At 68.7% G+C, this 21,287-nt stretch carries 16 protein-coding genes, 2 tRNA genes and 1 pseudogene; 14 read left to right on the top strand and 5 right to left on the bottom strand.

The window, feature by feature from the left end; genetic code table 11:
- Positions 1 to 51 precede the first annotated feature (51 nt).
- On the bottom strand, positions 52 to 1,716 hold the full coding sequence (locus E3T37_RS07635) for a glycoside hydrolase family 13 protein (RefSeq protein ID WP_241976021.1): 1,665 nt from the start codon (positions 1,714 to 1,716) through the stop codon (positions 52 to 54).
- Between the two features lie 173 nt (positions 1,717 to 1,889).
- Between E3T37_RS07635 and E3T37_RS07630 the strand changes: the two genes are divergently transcribed.
- The 6 genes from E3T37_RS07630 (at position 1,890) to E3T37_RS07605 (ending at position 8,049) form a co-directional block, all read left to right on the top strand.
- The gene (locus E3T37_RS07630) at positions 1,890 to 3,122 is read left to right on the top strand and encodes a maltose ABC transporter substrate-binding protein (protein WP_134366206.1); all 1,233 of its coding nucleotides are present in this window, start codon (positions 1,890 to 1,892) and stop codon (positions 3,120 to 3,122) included.
- Between the two features lie 212 nt (positions 3,123 to 3,334).
- Positions 3,335 to 4,993: an ABC transporter permease subunit gene (locus E3T37_RS07625; RefSeq protein WP_134366205.1), complete on the top strand. Its 1,659-nt coding sequence runs from the start codon at positions 3,335 to 3,337 to the stop codon at positions 4,991 to 4,993.
- 1 nt (position 4,994) lies between these two features.
- Positions 4,995 to 5,903: a sugar ABC transporter permease gene (locus tag E3T37_RS07620; protein ID WP_134366204.1), complete on the top strand. Its 909-nt coding sequence runs from the start codon at positions 4,995 to 4,997 to the stop codon at positions 5,901 to 5,903.
- Positions 5,904 to 5,909: 6 nt separating this feature from the next.
- Positions 5,910 to 7,784: a glycoside hydrolase family 13 protein gene (locus tag E3T37_RS07615; RefSeq protein WP_134366203.1), complete on the top strand. Its 1,875-nt coding sequence runs from the start codon at positions 5,910 to 5,912 to the stop codon at positions 7,782 to 7,784.
- 83 nt (positions 7,785 to 7,867) lie between these two features.
- A tRNA-Thr gene (locus tag E3T37_RS07610) sits at positions 7,868 to 7,939 on the top strand.
- Between the two features lie 33 nt (positions 7,940 to 7,972).
- A tRNA-Met gene (locus E3T37_RS07605) sits at positions 7,973 to 8,049 on the top strand.
- A gap of 62 nt (positions 8,050 to 8,111) precedes the next feature.
- Here the strand turns inward: E3T37_RS07605 and E3T37_RS07600 are convergent.
- Complete coding sequence (locus tag E3T37_RS07600) at positions 8,112 to 9,830, bottom strand: AarF/ABC1/UbiB kinase family protein (protein ID WP_134366202.1); 1,719 nt, start codon at positions 9,828 to 9,830, stop codon at positions 8,112 to 8,114.
- A 123-nt stretch (positions 9,831 to 9,953) separates the two neighbouring features.
- On the opposite strand from E3T37_RS07600, the pseudogene E3T37_RS07595 reads away from it, so the two are divergent.
- Positions 9,954 to 12,175, top strand: a pseudogene (locus E3T37_RS07595) (putative bifunctional diguanylate cyclase/phosphodiesterase).
- Positions 12,176 to 12,213: 38 nt separating this feature from the next.
- On the opposite strand, the gene E3T37_RS07585 reads toward E3T37_RS07595, so the two are convergent.
- Positions 12,214 to 12,498: a cupin domain-containing protein gene (locus tag E3T37_RS07585; RefSeq protein ID WP_134366199.1), complete on the bottom strand. Its 285-nt coding sequence runs from the start codon at positions 12,496 to 12,498 to the stop codon at positions 12,214 to 12,216.
- A 107-nt stretch (positions 12,499 to 12,605) separates the two neighbouring features.
- Here E3T37_RS07585 and E3T37_RS07580 point away from each other — a divergent pair, with 107 nt between their 5' ends.
- Entirely contained in the window at positions 12,606 to 13,295 is a 690-nt protein-coding gene (locus E3T37_RS07580) for an NAD(P)H-hydrate epimerase (protein ID WP_241976026.1), read from the top strand.
- Between the two features lie 149 nt (positions 13,296 to 13,444).
- Positions 13,445 to 13,624: a hypothetical protein gene (locus tag E3T37_RS07575; protein WP_134366198.1), complete on the top strand. Its 180-nt coding sequence runs from the start codon at positions 13,445 to 13,447 to the stop codon at positions 13,622 to 13,624.
- Positions 13,625 to 13,628: 4 nt separating this feature from the next.
- Here the strand turns inward: E3T37_RS07575 and E3T37_RS07570 are convergent, their stop codons facing one another.
- Positions 13,629 to 14,387: a FadR/GntR family transcriptional regulator gene (locus tag E3T37_RS07570; RefSeq protein WP_241976031.1), complete on the bottom strand. Its 759-nt coding sequence runs from the start codon at positions 14,385 to 14,387 to the stop codon at positions 13,629 to 13,631.
- A gap of 236 nt (positions 14,388 to 14,623) precedes the next feature.
- Here E3T37_RS07570 and E3T37_RS07565 point away from each other — a divergent pair, with 236 nt between their 5' ends.
- From E3T37_RS07565 to E3T37_RS07550, 4 genes are all read left to right on the top strand, one after another.
- The gene (locus E3T37_RS07565) at positions 14,624 to 15,523 is read left to right on the top strand and encodes a proline iminopeptidase-family hydrolase (RefSeq protein ID WP_198416003.1); all 900 of its coding nucleotides are present in this window, start codon (positions 14,624 to 14,626) and stop codon (positions 15,521 to 15,523) included.
- Between the two features lie 47 nt (positions 15,524 to 15,570).
- Positions 15,571 to 17,007, top strand: a complete 1,437-nt coding sequence (locus tag E3T37_RS07560) for an APC family permease (RefSeq protein ID WP_134366195.1) — start codon at positions 15,571 to 15,573, stop codon at positions 17,005 to 17,007.
- 3 nt (positions 17,008 to 17,010) lie between these two features.
- A complete protein-coding gene (locus E3T37_RS07555; protein ID WP_134366194.1) occupies positions 17,011 to 17,931 on the top strand; it encodes an acetamidase/formamidase family protein in 921 nt (306 codons plus the stop codon).
- 110 nt (positions 17,932 to 18,041) lie between these two features.
- On the top strand, positions 18,042 to 18,998 hold the full coding sequence (locus tag E3T37_RS07550; RefSeq protein ID WP_134366193.1) for a DMT family transporter: 957 nt from the start codon (positions 18,042 to 18,044) through the stop codon (positions 18,996 to 18,998).
- 18 nt (positions 18,999 to 19,016) lie between these two features.
- On the opposite strand, the gene E3T37_RS07545 is transcribed toward E3T37_RS07550, so the two are convergent.
- A complete protein-coding gene (locus tag E3T37_RS07545) occupies positions 19,017 to 19,979 on the bottom strand; it encodes an ornithine cyclodeaminase family protein (RefSeq protein WP_134366192.1) in 963 nt (320 codons plus the stop codon).
- Positions 19,980 to 20,290: 311 nt separating this feature from the next.
- On the opposite strand from E3T37_RS07545, the gene E3T37_RS07540 reads away from it, so the two are divergent.
- A complete protein-coding gene (locus tag E3T37_RS07540) occupies positions 20,291 to 21,184 on the top strand; it encodes a carbohydrate kinase family protein (protein WP_134366191.1) in 894 nt (297 codons plus the stop codon).
- The last annotated feature ends 103 nt before the right edge of the window (positions 21,185 to 21,287 follow it).

Here is a 21,287-nt window from a genome sequence, read left to right as displayed (position 1 = left end):
GCGGGCCGGGCGCGCGGCCGGGCGTGCGGGCAGCCCGGCGGGCGGCAGGTCCTAGGCGCGCAGCCAGACCGTGGTGTCGCCGGGCAGCTTGCCGCCCGTGAGCGGGCCGCTGGCCAGCAGCACTTCGCCGACCGGCAGCGGGGCGGATGCGGCGCCCGTGTTCGCGAGCACCGTCACCGTTCCGTTGGTGAACGCCACGATCTCGTCACCGTGCCCGGCCAGCCAGCGCACCGAACCGAGTCCGAGCCGGAGCTCGCGGCGGAGGCGCAGTGCGAGCGTGTACAGCTCGAGGGTGGAATCGGCCACGCCGACCTGAGCGTCGCGGGCCAGCCCGGCCCACGAGGCCGGCTGCGGCAGCCAGCTGCGCGCCGAGGGGCCGAAGCCGTAGGAGGGGGCGGCTGCTTCCCAGGGGATCGGCACGCGGCATCCGTCTCGGCCGTAGCGCTCCCCGTTGGTGCGGAACCAGGTCGGGTCCTCGCGCGCGGAGTCCGGCAGGTCGATGACCTCGTGCAGGCCGAGTTCCTCGCCCTGGTAGAGGTAGCTGGAACCGGGCAGCGCGAGCATCAGCGCCGAGGCGGCGCGGGCGCGGTGCAGGCCGACCACGAGGTCGGGGAGATCGGGCGTCTTCGGCCCGATGCCGTGCCCCTGCAGGCTCTCGTGGTTGAGGGCGAGCCGGGAGGCGTGCCGCACGACGTCGTGGTTGGAGAGCACCCAGGTGCTGGGGGCTCCGACCTCGCCGAACGCGGCCAGGGAGTCGTCGATGACGCGCCGGAGGGCGACGCCGTTCCACGGGGTCTCGAGGTAGGCGAAGTTGAAGGCCTGGTGCATCTCGTCGGGGCGCACCCACTCGGCGACGTGGCTGAGCGGGTCGACCCAGGCCTCGGCCGCGAGGATGCGGTCGCCCGGGTATTCGTCCAGGATGAGGCGCCAGTCGCGATAGATCTCGTGCACGCCGTCCTGGGCCCAGTAGGGGGCGGTCGGGGCTGCGCCGGGGATGCTGCCGAGGTCGAGCACCGTCGCGCCGCCCATGCTGCCGCCCTCGACGGGGGTGTAGTCGGGGAGGCCGGCTTCCTTGATCATGCCGTGCGCGACATCCACCCGGAACCCGTCGGCGCCCCGGTCGAGCCAGAACCGCAGCACGTCGCGGAACTGCGCGCGCACCCACGGGTTGTCCCAGTCGAAGTCGGGCTGGGTGGTGTCGAAGAGGTGCAGGTACCACTGGCCGGGCGTGCCGTCGGGGTTGGTGATGCGAGTCCAGGCCTTGCCGCCGAAGACGGAGTCCCAGTTGTTCGGGGGCAGCTCGCCGTTCTCGCCGGAACCGTCGCGGAAGATGTAGTGCGCACGCTCGTCGCTGCCCTCCGGGGAGGCCAGGGCGGCCTGGAACCAGGGGTGCGCGCTCGAAGAGTGGTTGGGAACGAGATCGACGATGACACGGATGCCCAGATCATGCGCGGTGCGCTGCAGGATGTCGAAGTCGTCGAGAGTGCCGAACAGAGGGTCGACGTCGCAGTAGTCGGCGACGTCATACCCGGCGTCGCGCTGCGGGGACGTGTAGAACGGTGACAGCCAGATCGCGTCGATTCCGAGGTCGCGCAGGGCCGGTAGACGCCCGGTGATGCCGGCGAGGTCGCCCATCCCGTCGCCGTTGGCGTCCGCAAAGGATCGGGGATAAATCTGGTAGATAACGGCGGTACGCCACCATTCTGTGCCTGTCATGGGGAAAACATTACGGCATTTTCCACAGGGTGAAAGCGTTTGCATGACATCTCATTTAAACGAACTCTACAAAGATTTCCCCACTTTTTCCTCGTGAATTGCCAACCGACCTACGAGAAGATATAAATGTAAACGCTTGCACAATTGTCAATGTCCTTACGAAAGGCACACCAATGATGGTGAATAAGAAAGGCCTCCTCGCTGCTGGTGCAGTCGCGGTCGCCGCGTCCCTGGCCCTGGCCGGCTGCGCCGGAGGTTCAACCTCCGGAAGCTCCAAGTCCGATGCCGCTTCCAGCACCCTGACCGTCTGGGTCGACGCGGACCGCGCCGCCGTCCTCAAGGATGCGGCAGCCGCATTCACGAAGGAATCCGGCGTCAAGGTCAAGCTCGTCCAGAAGGACTTCGGAAAGATCCAGGAGGCGTTCATCGCCCAGGTTCCGACCGGCAAGGGCCCCGACATCACGATCGCCGCACACGACTGGCTGGGCAACTTCGTCAGCAACGGCGTCGTGCAACCGGTCGAACTCGGCGACACCGTCGGCGACTACCAGAAGGTTGCCGTCACGGCCATGAGCGTCGAGGGCAAGACCTACGGCGTGCCGTACTCGATCGAGAACATCGCGCTCCTGCGCAACACGGCCCTCGCGCCCACCGCGCCGGCCACCTACGACGACATGATCGCCGCCGGCACAGCAGCCGGAACGGAATTCCCCTTCCTCGTGCAGGTCGGGCCGGAGTCCGACCCGTACCACCTGTACCCGTTCCAGACGTCCTTCGGCGCACCCGTCTTCGGCACCAACGCCGACGGCAGCTACAACCCCGACGACCTCTCCATCGGCAACGCCGGCGGCGAGGCCTACGCGGCCTGGCTGGCGAAAGAAGGAGCAGCAGGTCACCTGAGCGTGAACGTCACCGGCGACATCGCCAAGGAGAAGTTCAACTCCGGAGCCTCACCGTTCCTGATCACCGGCCCGTGGAACGTGCCGGACGCCCAGAAGGCCGGCATTGACGTGGCCGTCGACCCGATCCCGTCCGCCGGTGGCTCGCCCGCGCAGCCGTTCGTCGGCGTGCAGGGCTTCGTCGTCAGCGCCAAGTCCAAGAACGCCCTCGCGGCGAACGAGTTCCTGGTGAACTACATCGGTTCCGAGAAGGTCCAGACCGAGCTGTACAAGGTCGGCGGCCGCGCACCGGCACTGACCTCCGCGTTCGAGGCGGCCAGCTCCGACCCGATCACCGCCGGATTCGGCGCGGTAGCGGCCGAGGCCGTTCCCATGCCCAGCATCCCGCAGATGGGCAAGGTCTGGCAGTTCTGGGGCGTCACCGAGGCCGCGATCATCACCGGCGCCGGCGACCCCACGCAGCTCTGGCAGAAGATGACGGCCGACATCCAGGCCGCCATCAAGTAGTCGCTCCACCACGCAGCAGCTCCACCACGCAGTCCTGAAGGACCGCCCCGGCCTCTCTCCCTGAGGCCGGGGCAGTCCCCGGGGCTGCCCGGCCCGGCATCGGGCAGCACCACGCACCGCACGCACCGCACGCATCACCACGCATCACCACGCATTACCACGCATTACCACGCATTACCACGCAGCTTAGGCACGGCAGAAAGCGGACGAAGATGACCACCACAGGCACCGAGCAGGGCGAAGCGCCGGTCACCCCACGGGGCGACGGGCCGGGCGAGTCACCCGTCGTTCAGACGTCGCGTTCGAAGCGTGCGGCCAGGGTCGCCGAGGCGGCATCCGTGGGCGTGAAAACGCTTCTGGTCAAGATCGCCCTGCTCTCCATCGTGGACGCGATCGGCGTCTACGCCCTGATGGTGCTCTTCCTCAAGCAGGACTGGGTCGTCTTCGGCGCCGTCCTGGTCGTTACCGCCGTCGTGAACTGGATCTACTTCAGCCGGTACAAGCTGCCGGCCAAGTACCTCGCTCCCGGCCTGATCTTCCTCCTGATCTTCCAGATCTTCGTCGTCGGCTACTCCGGCTACATCGCCTTCACCAACTACGGCACCGGCCACAACAGCACCAAGCAGGACGCGATCACCTCCCTGATCGTCTCGTCCCAGCAGCGCGTGCCCGACTCGCCCACCTACGACCTGACCGTGCTCGAGAAGCTCGGCACGTTCAGCTTCCTGGTCACCGACCCCGACGGCACGGTCAGCGTGGGCAGCACGGATGTCCCGCTCACCCCCGTCACGAACGCGGAGGTCGACGACGCGGGCAAGGCCGTCGGGCTCTCCGGCTACACGCCGCTCAAGTTCAACGACATCGTCAGCAACCAGGAGGCCATCGCGGCCATCTCCGTGCCGCTCTCCGACGACCCCAACGACGGCACCCTCCGCACGCCGGACGGCTCCAGCGCCTACCTGTACCTGTCCGACCTCGTCTACGACGAAGCGGCCGGCACCATGACGAACACGACGACCAGCACCGTCTACGTCGACAACGGCAAGACCGGTTCATTCGTCGCCGCGGACGGCACCGAGCTGCTGCCCGGCTGGAAGGTCGAGGTCGGCCTGGCGAACTTCGCCAAGGCCTTCGGCTCCGAGTCGATTCGCGGCCCGCTGATCAGCGTGACCATCTGGACCTTCGCGTTCGCCCTGCTCTCGGTGCTGACCACGTTCGGGCTGGGCCTGTTCCTGGCCATCGTGTTCAACAACATGAAGATGCGCGGCCGCAATTTCTACCGTGTCGTGCTGATCCTGCCGTACGCGTTCCCCGCCTTCCTCTCCGCGCTGGTCTGGGCCGGCATGCTCAACCCCCAGTTCGGCTTCGTCAACCAGGTGCTGTTCGGCGGGGCCGAGATCCCCTGGCTGACCAACGAGTGGCTGGCGAAATTCAGCATCATCTTCGTCAACCTGTGGCTCGGGTTCCCCTACATGTTCCTGGTCTGCACGGGAACGCTGCAATCGATTCCGGAGGAGATCCAGGAGGCCGCTACCGTGGACGGCGCCCGGCCCGGCCAGGTGTTCCGCCTGATCAAGCTGCCCCTGCTGCTGGTGTCCGTCGCCCCGCTGCTGATCTCGTCCTTCGCGTTCAACTTCAACAACTTCAACCTGATCTACATGCTCACCAACGGCGGGCCCAGGGACGTCACGGCCGGGGTGAACGTGGGTGCCACCGACATCCTGATCTCCATGGTCTACAAGGTGGCGTTCGTGGGGGCGAGCCGCGACTACGGGCTCGCCAGCGCGTTCTCGATCATCATCTTCCTCCTGGTCGCCCTCGTGTCGATCATCAGCTTCAAACAGACCAAGGCGCTAGAGGAGTTGAACTGACATGCGGATTGCAGCCCCCGAAACCAGCGACCTGTACATCCCGACGAAACGACCGTTCAGTTTCCGGCGGTGGTTCCTCGACACTGGCTGGCGGCACCTGATCGGTGTGGTCATGCTCGTCTTCTGCTCCTTCCCCCTGCTCTATGTGCTCTCCGCGTCGCTGCATCCGGGCGGCACGCTGATCACGGCCAACGGCCTGTTCAGCGAGGTGAACCTGGGCAGCTACCAGACCCTGTTCGACCTGCCCCAGCAGCCCTACGCGGCCTGGTACGGCAACACGCTGCTCATCGGCACCATCACCTCCGTCTGCACGGTGTTCCTCGGGGCACTCGCGGCGTATTCCTTTTCACGGATGCGTTTCGCCGGCCGCCGGGCCGGGTTGCTGATGCTCGTCCTGGTGCAGATGTTCCCGCAGCTGCTCGCGGTCGTGGCCATCTTCCTGCTGCTCAATGGCATCTCCGACATCTTCCCGATGATCGGTCTGGACTCCCAGATCGGCCTGATCATGGTCTACCTGGGCGGCGCCCTCGGCGTGAACACCTACCTGATGTACGGCTTCTTCAACACCATCCCGGCGTCCATCGACGAGGCCGCCAAGATCGACGGAGCCGGCCACGCCCGGATCTTCTTCACCATCATCCTGCGGCTGGTCGCGCCGATCCTCGCCGTCGTGGGGCTGCTCTCCTTCGTGGGAACGACCAACGAATTCGTGATCGCCAGCATCGTGCTGATCACGCCGGAGAAGCAGACCCTCGCGGTCGGCCTGTACCAGTTCGTCTCCCAGGAGTTCTCCAGCAACTACTCCGTCTTCGCGGCCGGGGCCGTGCTCGCGGCGCTGCCCGTGATGGCCCTGTTCCTCTGGCTGCAGAAGTACATCGTCGGCGGGCTGACCGCCGGATCGGTGAAGTAAGGAACCATGCTCTCCACGCTTGACCGGTCCCACGCACAGCCGCACCAACTCCCGCACCACGACGGCTCCCCGCTGTACGTGTCCGACCTGTCGCCCGCCCCCGGGGACAGGGTGCGGGTGCGGGTGCGCGTGCCGGAGTCCTTCGGGGTGGTCGCATCCGTGCATGTCCGGTCCACTCCCGACCAGGAGCCGCGTTTCGGCGCGGCCACGCTCCTCGGCGCGCAGGGCGGCTGGCAGTGGTGGGAGGCGGGCGTGGCGGTCGACAACCCGGTCACCGGTTACCGGTTCCTGATCACCCTGGACGACGGGAGCCACTGGTGGCTGAACGCCGCCGGGGTGCACGACATCGAGACGCTCGACTCGGCGGACTTCAAACTCGTCAGCCACCCGGCCGCACCGGACTGGGCCTCGTCCAGCGTGATCTACCAGATCTTCCCCGACCGCTTCGGCCGTTCGCCGGCCGCGGACCTGCGGCAGGCGCCCGCGTGGGGTCTGCCCGCGGCGTGGGAGGACGAGGTCGAGCAACTGCCGCCGGGCCGTTCGCACCAGTTCTACGGGGGAGACCTCGACGGCGTCATCGCCCACCTCGACCATTTGGAACGGCTCGGCGTCACCCTGCTCTACCTGACGCCCGTCTTCCCCGGCGGCTCCAACCACCGGTACGACGCGTCCAGCTTCCACGAGGTCGACCCGCTGCTCGGTGGCGACGAGGCCCTGGTGCGGCTGGTCGGTGCCGCGCACGAGCGCGGCTTCAAGATCATCGGCGACCTCACGTCGAACCACTCCGGAAACCGGCACGAGTGGTTCCGCGCCGCGCACCGCACTCCGGGTGCCGCCGAGAGCGCCTTCTACTACTGGCTGGACGAGCAGCAGGACGACTACGAAGCCTGGCTGGGTGTGCCCGCACTGCCGAAGTTCAACTGGAACTCCGTGGAGCTGCGCACCCGCTTCATCGAGGGCCCCGACTCGGTGGTCGGCAAGTGGCTGCGAAAGCCGTACAACCTGGACGGCTGGCGGATCGACGTGGCGAACATGACCGGCCGCCTCGGGGGCGAGGACCTGAACGCGGAGGTGAGGCAGACCATCCGTCGCACCATGATCGAGGCCAACCCCGACACGATCCTGCTCGCCGAATCGACCAACGACGCCTCGGGCGACTTCCAGGGCGACGCCTGGCACGGTGCGATGACCTACACGACGTTCACCCGCCCGGTCTGGAGCTGGCTCTCCAAACCGGACAGTCCCTCCCCGTACTTCGGGCTGCCCTACGGCACCATCCCGCAGAGCGACGGGCGGCAGTTCGTCGAAGCCCACACCCGGTTCACGGCCGGCTACCCGTGGCGCACCCGCCTGTCCACGATGAACGCCCTCGACACCCACGACACGCCTAGGTTCCGCACCCACGCGATCGACGGGGGAGTGCCCGTGGCCTTCGGGCTGAGCGCCACCCTGCCCGGCCTGCCGGTGGTCTTCGCCGGCGACGAGTTCGGCCTGGTCGGCGAGGACGGGGAGCACTCGCGCACCCCGATGCCCTGGGACACCGCCGCGGAACCCGACGTCGCCGCGACCATCGACCTGTACGCGGAGCTGATCCGCCTGCGCACGGGCCACCCGGCCCTGAACGGCGGCGGGATGCGGTGGCTGCACGTGGGCGCGGACGTGCTCGTCTACGTGCGGGAGGCGGAAGAGGAATCGGTGCTGCTGATGGCCGCCCGCTCCGCCTGCGAGGTGACCCTGCCGGAGGGTGCGGTGGCGGGGGCGGCGACCCGCCTCCTGGGAGCGGCCGAACTCACCGAGGAGACCGGGGGCATCCGTCTCACCGCGGACGGGCCGAGCTTCACGGCCTGGGCGCTGCCGGGCGCCCGGGCGCCCAAGAGGTGACCGCGGTCAGCGGGGAGGCCAACTTGGTGATAATATTTACCGGTTGCCGAAATTTGGCTTAGTTTTCCCTCGTGGATGGCTTTGCCCCCTTAGCTCATTGGTAGAGCACTTCCTTGGTAAGGAAGAGGTAGTGGGTCCGATTCCCACAGGGGGCTCTGGCTTGGAAGCTCTTGCAGCCGACAGGTCGTGGCGGGGTAGCTCAGTTGGTTAGAGCACACGGCTCATAATCGTGGTGTCGCGGGTTCAATTCCCGCTCCCGCTACCAGAACATACGAAGAAGGTCCCGCCTCAGGCGGGGCCTTCTTTCGTTGTCGCCCCGGACCCTGGTTAGTCGCGACTGCGGGTCACCAGCGAGTCGACGACAGCCGAGACCAGCAGAACCACGGATCCGGCGCCCAGGGTGAACCCGGCCGTCACGGTGCTGATGACCCGGGGATCCGCCGGCGCCGGGGCGGTCAGGTAGAGGAGCGACATCACCCCGGCCGCGGCTCCGACCAGTGCGAGCAGGCTCTGCCTGACCAGGCCCCTGAGCAGGCGCCGGTCGCTCTTGTCCGCGAGCAGCCGCACGTTGACGTTCAGCTGGCCGCTCTCCAGGGCGAGCCCGATCTGGTCGAACCGCCGTGGGAGGCGCCGCACGCTCGGGAGCAGGGCCAGCAGCTCGGTGGTCAGCAGCTCGCGCACATTGGCCGGCGCCAGCTGGTCCCGGATCTGCACATTGGCCAGCATCCGGGATTCCTCGAGCAGGTCGAACTCGGGCAGGGTGGATCGCAGGGTGCCTTCGAGCACGGCGAATGCCCGCGCCGCCGCCACGAACTCGGCCGGGATGCCCACCCCGTATCGGGTGAGGATGGCGACCAGGACATCCACGGTGAGCACGCTGACGCGCGCACCCGGGCCGAGGTCGAAGGTGATGAACGCGCTCAGCTCCCGCCGGAAGGCCTTCTCATCCGCCCCCTCGCGCAGGGGCGCGAGGGACAGCAGCCCGTCGGCGATGAGCTGGGTGTCCGACTGCAGGTAGGCGATCACCAGCTCCTGAATCGTCTCCCGCAGTTGCAGGTCGAGCCGGCCAACCGAGCCGAAATCGACCAGCGCGGGAGTTCCGTCCGCGAGCAGCATGATGTTGCCCGGGTGCAGGTCCGCGTGGAAGACGCCGTCGAACACGATCTGGCGCACGAAGGCGCTCAGCACGACGCGCATGGCGGCGCCCAGCTCGGCCCGGGGTGCTCCGACCCTCTCGTTCAGCTCGCTGAAGGTGTCCCCGACGAGGTATTCCATCACCAGCACGCGGTCGTTGGAGAGGCTTTCGAACAGCTCGGGCAGACGCAGCTCGCCGGGCCGGGGCCCTCTCAGCTGGAGTGCGCGCATGGCCGACAGGTTGCGGGCCTCCAGCCGGAAGTCCAGCTGGCGCACCAGGTCTGACGCATAGTCCTCAGCGACGGCCTTGATCCCGAGGCTCCGGGCCTGCGGCGACGTCAGGCTCAGCACGTTCGTCACCCGCAGGGCGATGGCGACGTCGCGTCGCAGCTCCGGCACGATTCCGGGGCGCTGCACCTTCACGGCCACGACGGTACCGTTCTTCAGCGTGGCCCGGTGCACCTGCCCGATGGATGCCGCGGCGATGGGTTCGGGATCGAACTCGGCGAAGACGCTGGCCAGGGGGGCGGCGAACTCTTCCTCGAGCATCCGCTGTACCTCGGCCCAGGGCGCCGGTTTTACGCTCTTCTGCAGTTGGGAGAGTGCGGCGACGAATTCCGCGGGCAGGAAATCGGATCGGGTGGAGAGCAGCTGGCCCATCTTCACGAAGGCTCCGCCGGCTTCCTCCAGCGCTGCCCGCAGGCCCTCGGCCTGCACGCTGCGAACGGATGCCCCGCTCGGCTCGGTCCCGAAGTCCAGCCGCCGGATCGGGAGCAGTCCGTTCTTTCGCGCGATGCGCACGAGCTCGGCGAAGCGCCGGCCGCGCTGGAGGAAGGGCCGCGGGGGAGCCGGGCGGCTCCGCTCCGCTGCCAGGGTCAGTTTCGGAATGGTGATTCCCCGTGCGCCGTCCACCGTCTCAAATCTCCTGTCCAACACCGGGACCCTGCGCCGCGTGCCGCCGGGTCGTGGACTCGCGCTCGCCCGGCGTAGCCTGCCGGTCGGCAGGAGATCCGGATTACAGCATGCCCGTTCAGGATGGGAGGCGGATGCGAACGAGCCGGGGGGAGCGATAGCCGCGTTCCCCCGGGTGCCGCCTGTTCTGGGGGCACCCCTCGGGGGCGAGCGGGTTCCGGGTCCGCTAACGTGAACCTAACGGACGCCGGGGGCGGCGATGCAGCCGAATCGACGTGGGGGCCCTGCCGGGCGCGGTGGGGCACGGGGCCGCGGTGGCCGGTGTGGATCATGTGGCTGGCCTTGGGCGCCTACGTCATCGGCCTGGCGCTGCCGCGGAGCGGTTTCAACCCCGTGGTGGACATCGGGCTGGCCCTGTCGACGAGTTGGCTGGCCGCCGGAGTGTGCTGGGTGGGCGTGTTCCGCACCCGGTTCGCCGGCGATCACGTGCTGTGGGCGGCACTCGGCGTTTCCTTGATGGCGGTCGGCGACACGTATTACGTGCTCCTGACCGCGAGCGCCGGGCAGGAGCCGACCACGTCCCCGGCCGACGTGGCCTACCTGTTGTTCTACGCGACGATGCTGGCCGCCCTGGCCGCGCTCGTGCGACGTCAACTCCGGGGCCTGCCGGGGCCGATTCTGCTGGACAGCGCGGTGGGCTTTCTGGGAGCGGCCGCCTTCCTGGCCGTGGTGCTCGACCCCGTCCTGGAACCGGCCCTGGAGGGTCCTCCGTCGCTGGCGACGGCCGTGGCGGTGTCCTACCCGGCGTTCGACCTGCTCCTGATCGCAGCGATCGCCGGCATCGCGGCGGCGCCCGCCCTGCAGCTCGGCCGGGGCTGGATCCTGCTGGTTGGAGGTCTCGCGGTCTTTGCCGCCGCAGACGTCTGGGTTGCTCTGATGGACCTCACCGGCGGCTACGTGATCGGCACGCAGCTGGACGCGGAGTGGGCCTTGGGCATCACAATGATCGCGGCCTGGGTCGACCTGTCGGTGCGCCCCCGGCGGGACGGCCCGCCTGCCCGTGACGGCAGGTGGGCGCTGGCGGTACCCGCGGCGGCGACGGTGGTGGGACTCGGGATCCTCCTCGCGTCGAGTCGAACGCCGGTGTCGGAACCCGCGGTGGTCCTGGCCGGGGCAACCCTGGTCCTGGCGGCGGTGCGCACCCAGCTGGCGTTCCGGCAGCTGTGGAGGATGGCGGACCTGCGCGGCCTGGCCAGGACCGACGATCTCACCGGCCTGCCGAACCGACGGGCCCTGCATTCCGATGTTCCCCTTCGCCTGGGGGCACGGCAGGGCGGCCGCAATGCGCTGTTGCTGCTGGACCTGGACCGGTTCAAGGAAGTCAACGACAGCCTCGGTCATGACGTCGGAGATCTGCTGCTGATCCAGGTCGCGGCCCGATTGTCCCGGCAGGCGCGCAGCGGCGACCTCCTGGCCCGGTTGGGTGGCGATGAATTCGCGCTTCTTTTCGACGACGTCGGTGGCGATGACCGGCTGCGTACCCTGCAGGAGCTGCGCGCGGCGCTCGCCGAGGGCCAGCTGGTGCTGCACTACCAGCCCAAGATCGAGCTGGCCACGGGGCGGGTCCAGGGCGTCGAGGCCCCCGTTCGCTGGAATCACCCCGGCCGTGGGCTGCTGTATCCGGATGCGTTCCTGGCCATCGTCGAGGAATCCGGGTTGATGCACGAGATGACCGACGTCGTGCTCAGCCTGGCGCTGGACCAGGCGGCGATCTGGCAGGCGCAGGGCCGGATGCTCACGGTCGCGGTCAACCTGTCCGCCAGCTCCCTGGTCGATTCGGACCTGCCCGAACGGATCGGGGCCATGGTCGCGGCGCGCGGACTGCCCCCAGCGCCCTGATGGTGGAAATCACGGAAGAATTCCTGATGGACGACCGGGACCGGGCCCGGGACATCCTGACCCGGTTGAGGACGAGCGGTATCCGGGTGTCCGTCGACGATTTCGGCACCGGGTACAGTTCGCTGGCGTACCTGCGGGAGCTCCCGATCGACGAACTCAAGCTGGACCGGTCCTTCGTCTTTCCCATGGCGGACGATCCGCGCGCCGCCGCGTTGGTGCGTTCCATCGTCGACCTTGCCCACAGCCTGGGGCTCAGGATGGTGGCCGAAGGCGTGGAGGACACCGTCGCCTACGACCAACTGACCGGCTACGGCTGCGACCAGGCCCAGGGCTTCCACATATGTCGGCCGGTTCCCGCCGACGAACTGGGCAGTTGGCTCGACGGGCGCCGCGTGCCGGCGGCGACCGGTCTCAGCCGGCGACCCGTCTCATCCGCTGACCGGTGACCGCTGACCCGTGACCACTGACCGCTTCGCCTGCGGTCCTACTTGAGCTCGATCTCGACGAAGGTGAACTCGGTCGTTCCCGGGTTGACCATGTTGTGCGTGCGCCCAGCCTCCCGGAAGTAGGAGACCCCGGCCACCAGTTCGCTGATGGAGTCGCCGTCCTTGGTCTCCATCAGGAGTCGGCCGGTGCTCTGCGGTACGACGAGGTAGTCCAGGGTGTGCAGGTGCGAGCCGGTTTCGGAACCGGGTGCAAAACGCCACTCGGTGACCTTCATGCGGGCGTTCTCAACCTGGACGGTGGCAACGGCGGGCGGACGGCTCATGGTTTTCCCCTCGCGGCCCCGTGGCCGGTTCGATCTGTTTCAGCGTGTGCCGCCACGGTAGCGGACTTTGGCCGCGCCGCGGAACACACCGGGCGTACTCTGACGGCGTGCAGACCTATACCGCGGCCCAGGTGCGTGAGGCGGAGACGCCCTTTCTGGAGGCGGGCGTGCCCCTGATGGAACGGGCGGCGGCCGGCCTCGCCGCCGAGGCGGCGACCCTGCTCGGGGAACGCCGCGGGGCAGTGGCCGGCACCCGTGTGCTCGTGCTTGCGGGCGCCGGCAACAACGGCGGTGACGCCCTCCACGCGGGAGCGCTGCTCGCGGCACAGGGCGCTCGGGTGTCGATCGTGCCCACCGCGCCCCGCCTGCACGTGGCGGGCCTGGCCGCGGCCCTCGCGGCGGGGGCGCGCCTGTTTCCGCTGGAGGAACCGGGGCCCGCGCTGGCGGAGCGGGCGCGCAAATCCGACCTCATCCTGGACGGCATCCTCGGCACCGGCACGAGCGGTTCCTCCGCGCTTCGGGGGCGCGCCCGCGAGGTCGTGGCGGCCATCCTGCCCGTGCTGGGCGCCCGGGTGGCGCCCGTGGTGGTGGCGGTCGACCTGCCCAGCGGGATCGGCGTGGACGATGGCGCCGTTCCGGATGCCGCGGTGCTGCCCGCGAGGGTGACGGTGACGTTCGGGGGCTGCAAGGCCGGCCTGGTGCGGGAACCCGCCGCGGGCCTGGCCGGCCGGGTGATCGTGGTGGACATCGGAATCTGCGCCGAGCTCGAGCGGATCGCGGCCCGCGACCGGGGCTAGGTCTACCCGGCCCCGCAATCCCCGCCGTCGCCCGTGGGGAGCACTTTCTGTGCTGTTTCCAAGGTCGGGGCCGTTGCATTCTGCCCGCGCCAGCGCCTGAATGTGGAAATAGGTATTCTTCACCGGCAGCGGCCAAGGGGGTCGAATTCGTGATAAAAGTTCTCCTGGCAAGTTTCGTCGCCCTGATCGGCCTGACCATGCTCCCCGGAGGCCTCGGGCCGCTCCTGGTTGTCCCGGTGTGGCTGATCTGGGAGGTCTCTGCAAGGGTGGACCGGTTGCGGTTCAGTCGCGATGTGCAGCGGGAGTGGGAACTCCTGGTCGATTCCTGACCGTTCAGCCGGGGTGGGCGCCGGGTGACGACCATGCGTCGGGGGCGCCGGCCCTCTGCAGAGCGTCTTCCAGCAATTCGAGGTCGATGCGGGCATGCTTGAGGGCGATCGCGCTGGCGTCATCGGGGCGCTGCGCGCAGATCGCGTCGACGAGGTTCTCGTGGTCGGCGAGGGCGCGAAGCTCCATGGTACGCATCCCGGTCGTTGAGCCCCACAGGTGAGCCGGGGCGGCGATGCTGACCCGGGACTCCAGATCGAAGAGGACGGACTGGAGGGTCTCATTGTGGGCGGCCGCGCAGATCGCGATATGCAGTAGCTCATCGGCTCGCTGGGACTGCGGACCCGACTCGGCCTCCCGGAAAGCGGTCAGGCGCTGCCGCAGCTGCGTGACGTCCTCATCGGTGCGTTTCTCGGCGGCGGCCCGGGCGATCGTCCCCTGAAGTCGGCTTACCGCCTCGCAGGTGTCGCGGAGCACGTCCCAGCGCGCCGACAGCGTGCGGTGCACAGAGGCTTTGGATGACGAGGTCCACTGCTCGCGTACGAATGATCCACCGCCGCGCCCGCGCTGGGTTTCCAGCAGGCCCTGGCCGACCAGGCTGGCGATTGCGGCACGAACAGTCATCCGGCCCACGCGCAGGGAGGCCGCCAATTCGCGCTCGGACGGCAGCCGTGAGCCGGGAAGGTACTCGCCGATCGCGATGGCCGTGACCAGACGGTCGGTGATCTCGTCTGCCCGCGAGACGGCGGCCAGCGGAGTGCGCAAGGACCCAGCGGGGTCCGCGCCCGTTGTGCGACCGGAAGTCGAACGGCCGACCGTGGCTGCTCGCGGTGATTCGTCCAAGATGCCCCTTCCCTCCCCACTGGCCCCCGTTCGCGTGGGTGCGCATGTCCGAGGTGTAACGACCATATTAAGACACAAAGAATGGTCTTGTCACGAGACCTTTACTGCGCGATGATATCTCTCACCGTCCACCGACGGTCGTGACCCGGGGGAGAGCAGTGCCTGACATCAGTACCCGAACCGTGCCGTTCGGCGAGTGGGAAACCTGGGTTCGCATCACCGAACCCGACGAACCACGGGCCGGAGCCCTGCCCCTGGTCGTGCTGCACGGCGGCCCGGGAATGGCCCACGACTACCTGCGAAACCTCGACGAGCTCGCCAGCAGCGGGCGCACCGTCATCCACTACGACCAGCTCGGCTGCGGCAAGAGCACTCACCTGCCCGACGCGTCGGCGGACTTCTGGACGCCCCAGCTGTTCGTCGACGAGTTCGAGAATCTCGTCGCCGCCCTGGGGCTGGTCGACTACCACCTGCTCGGCCAGTCCTGGGGCGGGATGCTCGGTGCCGAGATCGCCACACGCCGACCGAACGGTCTGCGCAGCCTGTCGATCTGCAACTCTCCGGCCTCCATGGGCCTCTGGTCCGAGGGCGCTGCCGAGCTGCGTGCCCTGCTGCCGGAGGATGTGCAGGCGACGCTCACCCGGCACGAGGCTGCCGGTACCCTGATGCACCCCGATTACCTGGCCGCGTCCGAGGAGTTCTACCAGCGACACGTGTGCCGCGTCGTCCCTGTCCCGGATGACTTCCAGCGCAGCGTCGACCAGATGGAGGCCGACCCCACGGTCTACCACACCATGAACGGGCCCAACGAGTTCCACGTGGTCGGAACGCTCCGCACGTGGAACATCATCGACCGGCTCGACCAGATCGAGGCGTCGACGCTTGTGGTGGCCGGCGAATTCGACGAGGCAACCCCGATCACCTGGCAGCCGTTCCTCGACCGCATCTCCACAGTGACCAGCCATGTCTTTCCCGGAGCCAGCCACTGCACCCATCTGGAGCAGCCCGAGACGTTTCGATCCGTCATTGCTGCATTCCTGGCGCAGCACGAACACTGACCTTTCCCTCACGCCCGCCCCCGATCCCCAAGAGAAAGAGCATCCCGATGACAGCATCCCCGAGTTCGCCCGAGCTCAACGCGCAGGAACAGCTTGAGTCCTTCGGCTACAAGCAGCAGCTGAAACGCTCCGTCTCCACCACCGACCTGCTGATCTACGGTCTGATCTTCATGGTTCCGATTGCCCCATGGGCCATCTTCGGCACCGTCTACAACGCGGCGGAGGGCATGGTGCCCCTGGTCTACCTGATCGGTCTGATCGCCATGATCTTCACCGCGCTGGCCTACGCGCAGATGGCGAAATCGATCCCCCTGGCCGGTTCGGTCTTCTCCTACGTCGGCCGGGGCATCCACCCCACGGCGGGATTCTTCGCCGGCTGGGCCATCCTGCTCGACTACCTGCTCGTTCCCACCCTGCTCTACGTGTTTGCCGCCGAGTCGATGATCGGCATCTTCCCTGACTCCCCGCGCTGGGTGTGGGCGCTCCTCTTCGTTGCCGTCAACACCGTGATCAACCTCCTGGGGATCACCTCCATCAAACGGATGAACCGCATCTTCCTCGCGATCGAACTCGTGTTCGTCGTGATCTTTGTGATCATCGCCGTCACCGCGCTGACCAACGGTTCGGTCCCTGGCGCTGAATTCACCATCCTCCCGCTTTGGGACGCGAGCGCGGTGACCGGCCCGCTCATCGCCTCCGCGCTCTCGATCGCAGTGCTGAGTTTCCTCGGCTTCGACGGAATCTCCACGATGGCCGAGGAATCAACCGGGGGACGCAACTCCGCGGGGAAAGCCATGATCACGGCTCTGCTCATTGTCGCTTTCCTCTTCATCGTGCAGACCTGGCTGGCAAGCGCCCTCTCGGCGGGGCGAGCGTCATTCAGCGACAGTGAGGCCGGCAACGCGTTCTTCACCGTGGTCGAGGCTGCCTCCAGCAGTGGATGGGCGACAGCGTTCTTCGTGGTCAACGTGCTGGCCATCGGTATCGCGAACGCCATGGCCGCCCAGGCCGCGACCTCCCGGCTGCTGTTCTCGATGAGTCGGGACCGTCAGCTCCCCAAGTTCCTCAGCGAGATCAGCGGTCGTCAGGTCCCCCGGAACGCGATCCTCGTGGTCTCCGCTCTCTCGGCCGTCCTTGTGCTGTTCTTCGTGGGCCAGATCGACCTGATCGCTGCGCTGGTCAACTTCGGTGCGCTCTTCGGGTTCATGCTGCTGCACCTCTCGGTGATCGTGCACTACATCGTGCGCAAGAAGTCGACGAACTACCTGCTGCACCTGGTGGTGCCGGTCATCGGGTTCCTGATCATCGGCTACGTGCTGCTCAACGCGAGCCCGCTGGCCAAAATCGGCGGCGTGGTCTGGCTCGTGCTCGGTGTCGGAGTTTTCCTCTACTTTCGGCACGCGGGACGCAAGACCGCGCTCGAGGGCGAAATCGGTCCCGAGCCGCTCGCGTTTCCCGCGACCGGCGAACGAGCGGGGCTGTAGACCGTGGACCACTTTCTCGACAAGAGCCATGGTCAGCCGGGATTCTCGGCTGACCGGGAGCCCGCACTGCGGATCGTTCCCGGAACCGGGGAGCGGATCGGCTTCGAAACCAGTGACGAGGTGTACGAGCAGTTGCATGCGCACCACGACATGGCCCGACTCACCGTGCAGATCAACCCGGTGACAGGTCCGGTCTACGTCGAGGGCGCCGAACCCGGCGATGCCCTCGCGGTCACGATCCACGAGATCCGGTTGAAGGACTGGGGCTGGTCGGTCAGCCTGCCGGGATCGGGCGCGCTCCAGAACGTCATGGGCGAAGGCATGTTCACGCGCCGGGTTCCCATCGACGCGGCCGGTGTGCACGTCACGGACCGGCACGTCTTCCAACCGCTGCCGATGATCGGCTGCATCGGCACGGCGCCTGCTGTGGGCTCGAATTCGACGATCATGCCGTCCTACCCCCAGGGCGGGAACATGGACGTCACGGACTGCAGCCCGGGTTCGACGGTGTACCTGCCGGTCATGGTGGAGGGCGCCTATCTGTCGATCGGGGACATCCACGCGATCATGGCGGAGGGGGAGTCCTCCTTCGTCGCGATCGAGGCCGAGGGGATCGCCGTGGTCAGCATCGCCCTGGTGAAGGGGCTGGCGCTCCGGGCGCCCCGGGTGGAGACCGCGGAGGAGTGGATCTTCGTGGGGCTCGGTGATCCGGTGCAGGAGAGCATCAGGCGCGGCTACGAGGACATGTTCGGTTTCCTTGTGGAGGACCAGGGCTGGGAGGCCGGGGACGCCTACGCGGTCATGAGCGCCGTCGGTCACTCGCGCCTCGGCGGACCCACGGGTTCCGTCGCGCCGGACCCGCTGCATCCGTTCACCGCGGTCGGGGCCGTGACGGTGCACCGGCTGCCCAAGAGCGTGCTCTGACGCGGTGGCGGAACCCGACGTGCGGGTTCCGCCGCCGAGTGTCAGGCCGCGCCGGCCGAGGCGGAATGGGCCGTCTGGACTTAACGGACGCGGCCCGGGAGCATGGGCCCATGACCACTTTTGCGCGGCTCGGGCGCTACCGCATCGACGCCGTCCTGGTGCTGGTCGCTTTGGTCTGGGGCGGCAGCTACCTGGCCGCGAAGGTGCTGACCGAGCAGGCGAGCGTCGGCGCGGTGCTCGCCCTGCGCTTCCTGGTGGCCGCGCTCGCGCTTCTCGCCGTCTGGGCGCTGAGCCGGCCGCGGCCGCCGAGCAGGGCCGAGCTGGCCGTCGGCGTGCTGCTCGGGCTCACACAGGCGTCGATCCTGTGGCTGGAGACGGCCGGGGTGGCCGTCACCGCGGCCACGAACGCGGGCCTGATCATCAGCCTGACGATCATCCTCACGCCGATTCTGGAGTCGGTGGCGGCGCGCGACTGGCTGCCGCGGCCCTTCTTCGTGGCCGCGGTGCTGGCGGTCGTCGGGGTGGCGCTGCTCGTCTCCGGCAACGGATTCCACGCCCCGAACCCGGGGGACCTGCTCATGCTCGCGGCCGCGTTCGTGCGGGCCCTGCACGTCACCATGGTCGGCCGCCTGACCCGGGGCGGAGTCGCGGGCCAACGGCCGGGCACCCTCATGATCACGCTGGTGCAGGCCATCGTGGGCGCCGTCGTGTTCTCGGCAGCGGATGCGCCGGGCACGATGCGGGCGATCGGCGCGTTCGGCCCCGCCGCCTGGCTCGGGGTGCTCTACCTCGGCCTGGCCTGCAGCGTGTTCGCGTTCCTGGCGCAGACCTGGGCGATCCGGCGCACCTCGGCCGCGCGCGCCAGCCTGCTGATGGGCACCGAGCCGGTCTGGGCGGTGCTCGTCGGCGTGAGCCTCGGCAGTGAGAGTCTCGGTCCGGTGGCGGTGCTCGGGGCGGGGCTGATCATCGCGGGCACCTTCTGGGGGCAGCGCACTGAGCAGCGGCACCGGTTGAGCCCGGCGGCGACCCCGCCCGCGGTGCTCACCCGTGTGCGCGAGAGCGGGTGAATCGTCGGTTAGAGCGTCTCAGAGCGACGATTCACCCGCTCTCGCGGATGGGGGTGCCTGGCGGAAAACCGCCGCGGCGACGACCAGGTCTTCCCAGGACATGCCCGAGCTGGTGAAGACGCGGGGGCGCGAACGGTCCACGGTCACCTCGCCGGTCAGGATGGCGCAGAGCGGCACGAGCGACTCCGCGTCGATCACGCCGTCCCGGATCGGGATCAGTACGTCGCCGCCCTCCCGCAGTGCCACCTGGCTGTCCTCCACGACGACCTGCGCGCGCCCGATCAGGGCCGAGGGCAGCTCCCGGGCGTTGGGCTCGTGCGAACCGACCGCCACCGTGCAGGAGTCGACGGGCACCAGGTCGCCGTCGAACAGCGGGGTGCGGGCGGTGGTGGCGCAGACGATCAGTTGTGCATCCTGCACGGCGTCGGCGGTGCCCGTGCGGGCGGCCAACCCGCTGGCCTGAACCCGGTCGGCCAGGGCCTGGGCGCGACCGGGGTGCCGGCCGATCACGGTCACCCGCTCGAGCCGCCGGATGGCGCGCATCGCCTCGATGTGGCCCCACGCCTGCGGCCCCGAGCCGAAGACGACCAGGTGCGGGGCCTCGTCGGGCGCGAGCAGGTCGGCGGCGGCGGCGGACACGGCGGGGGTGCGCAGCGTGGTCAGCGCGATGCCGTCGAGGAGGGCGACGGGGCTGAGGTTCGCGGCATCCATCAGCAGGTAGACGCCCTGGATGCGCTCCTGGCCGAGGGCCGGGTTGCCGGGCGCGACCGTGGCGACCTTCACCCCGACGAACTCCGCGGACTGCGTCGGCATCAGCAGCAGTTGGCCGTTGGCCAGGCCCAGGATGCTGCGGCTGAAGTCGGAAGCCGGGTCGAGCCCGTCGCGCACGGCCGCCTGCAGAGCATGCACCGCCGCGCCGAAGCCCACCCGGGCGAAGATCTCCTCGGCTGAGATCCAGGGTATCGGTGAGTCGGAAGCCATGCTCCGACTGTACGTGGCACACCGGAAAGCGCCGCCTGACCCCATCGTCTTGGGGCAGTGAATGGTGGGGACAGGGCACCCCGATGATGTCCCGTCCCCGACTGGGGCGTTTCGGTCCGGTCTCGTCCGGACCCTGCAATCAGGGACTAAGGACCGGCATTCGGGGAACGCTCCGGCCTGTGCATGAGTGTAGGCCGGGTCGCTCTGCGGAGGAAGGGGTAGACAAACGGCCGGCAACGTTTTCGGCACCTGCCTGCCGCGCCTAAAGTGGTGTCAACGAGCCGAGCGCTCGCGACACACCGGGAGAACGAATGCCACAGACCCACCGCGTCGTCGTTGTCGGCGACGCCCTCATCGACGAGATGCGCGACCCGGAGTCCCTGCGCGAGTTCCCCGGCGGGGCCGCGCTCAACGTGGCGGTCGGCCTCGCGGTGCTGGGCGTGCCCACCACCCTGATCGCGATGGTCGGGGGCGACGCCGCCGGCGCGGTGCTGCGCGACTTCCTCGCCTCCCACGACGTCACCCTGGTCGCCACCCCCGGCCCGTTCGGCAGCTCGCGCGCGACCTCCGACCGCACCGACGGCGAGCCGACGTATGCGTTCAACGAGGCCGCGAAGAAGCGCCGGATCGAGTTCGGCCCGGCCGAGCGCGCGGCCCTCGACGCGGCGCGCCTGGTCGTCGTGAGCTGCTTCCCGTTCGACGACACGGCCCAGACGGATGCCTTCATCGCCGCCGTCTCCGAGCCGGAACAACGCCTCGTGATCGACCCGAACCCGCGTGCGGGCATGCTCGCCGACGCCGACCTGTTCGTGGCGAACTTCGAACGGATGGCCGCCCGGAGCCTGCTCACCAAGGTCGGCGACGAAGACGCCGAACTGCTCTACCGCAGCACGCTCGACGACCTGCGCCGGCGGCTGCTGGCGGCCGGAACGCAGACCGTGCTGGCCACGGCCGGGCGGGCCGGGGCATCCGTGGGTACCCGTGACGGCCTGCTCGTGAGCGAGCCGATCACGTCCCTGCCCGGCGCCGTGGTCGACACCATGGGCGCGGGCGACGCCACCCTCGCGTCGACGGTGCAGACCATGCTGACGCGGGGCGTGCCCACGGATGCCGCCGGCTGGCAATCCCTGCTGGCCGACGCCATGCTGATCGCGGCGGCCACCTGCCGCAGCGAGGGTGGCCTGCTGCGGGTGCCGACCGCCTGAGCGCCACTCGCCGCGGCTCGCCTGAGCGCCACTCGCCGCGGCTCGCCTGAGCGCCACCCGCCGCCACTCGCCTGAGCGCCACCCGCCGCCACTCGCCGCCACT

The sequence above is a fragment of the Cryobacterium sp. TMT2-10 genome (assembly GCF_004403075.1).
In the GTDB taxonomy this organism is placed as follows: Bacteria; Actinomycetota; Actinomycetes; order Actinomycetales; family Microbacteriaceae; genus Cryobacterium; species Cryobacterium shii.
Note: the sequence above shows the minus strand (reverse complement) of the source record. Positions and strands in the feature narration are given on the sequence as shown.

What these genes read in the sequence shown, in the direction of transcription:
- E3T37_RS07635 (WP_241976021.1), bottom strand. Translation starts at nt 1,716, where the DNA reads ATGACAGGCACAGAATGGTGGCGTACCGCCGTTATCTACCAGATTTAT.
- E3T37_RS07630 (WP_134366206.1), top strand. Translation starts at nt 1,890, where the DNA reads ATGATGGTGAATAAGAAAGGCCTCCTCGCTGCTGGTGCAGTCGCGGTC.
- E3T37_RS07625 (WP_134366205.1), top strand. Translation starts at nt 3,335, where the DNA reads ATGACCACCACAGGCACCGAGCAGGGCGAAGCGCCGGTCACCCCACGG.
- E3T37_RS07620 (WP_134366204.1), top strand. Translation starts at nt 4,995, where the DNA reads ATGCGGATTGCAGCCCCCGAAACCAGCGACCTGTACATCCCGACGAAA.
- E3T37_RS07615 (WP_134366203.1), top strand. Translation starts at nt 5,910, where the DNA reads ATGCTCTCCACGCTTGACCGGTCCCACGCACAGCCGCACCAACTCCCG.
- E3T37_RS07585 (WP_134366199.1), bottom strand. Translation starts at nt 12,498, where the DNA reads ATGAGCCGTCCGCCCGCCGTTGCCACCGTCCAGGTTGAGAACGCCCGC.
- E3T37_RS07560 (WP_134366195.1), top strand. Translation starts at nt 15,571, where the DNA reads ATGACAGCATCCCCGAGTTCGCCCGAGCTCAACGCGCAGGAACAGCTT.
- E3T37_RS07550 (WP_134366193.1), top strand. Translation starts at nt 18,042, where the DNA reads ATGACCACTTTTGCGCGGCTCGGGCGCTACCGCATCGACGCCGTCCTG.
- E3T37_RS07545 (WP_134366192.1), bottom strand. Translation starts at nt 19,979, where the DNA reads ATGGCTTCCGACTCACCGATACCCTGGATCTCAGCCGAGGAGATCTTC.
- E3T37_RS07540 (WP_134366191.1), top strand. Translation starts at nt 20,291, where the DNA reads ATGCCACAGACCCACCGCGTCGTCGTTGTCGGCGACGCCCTCATCGAC.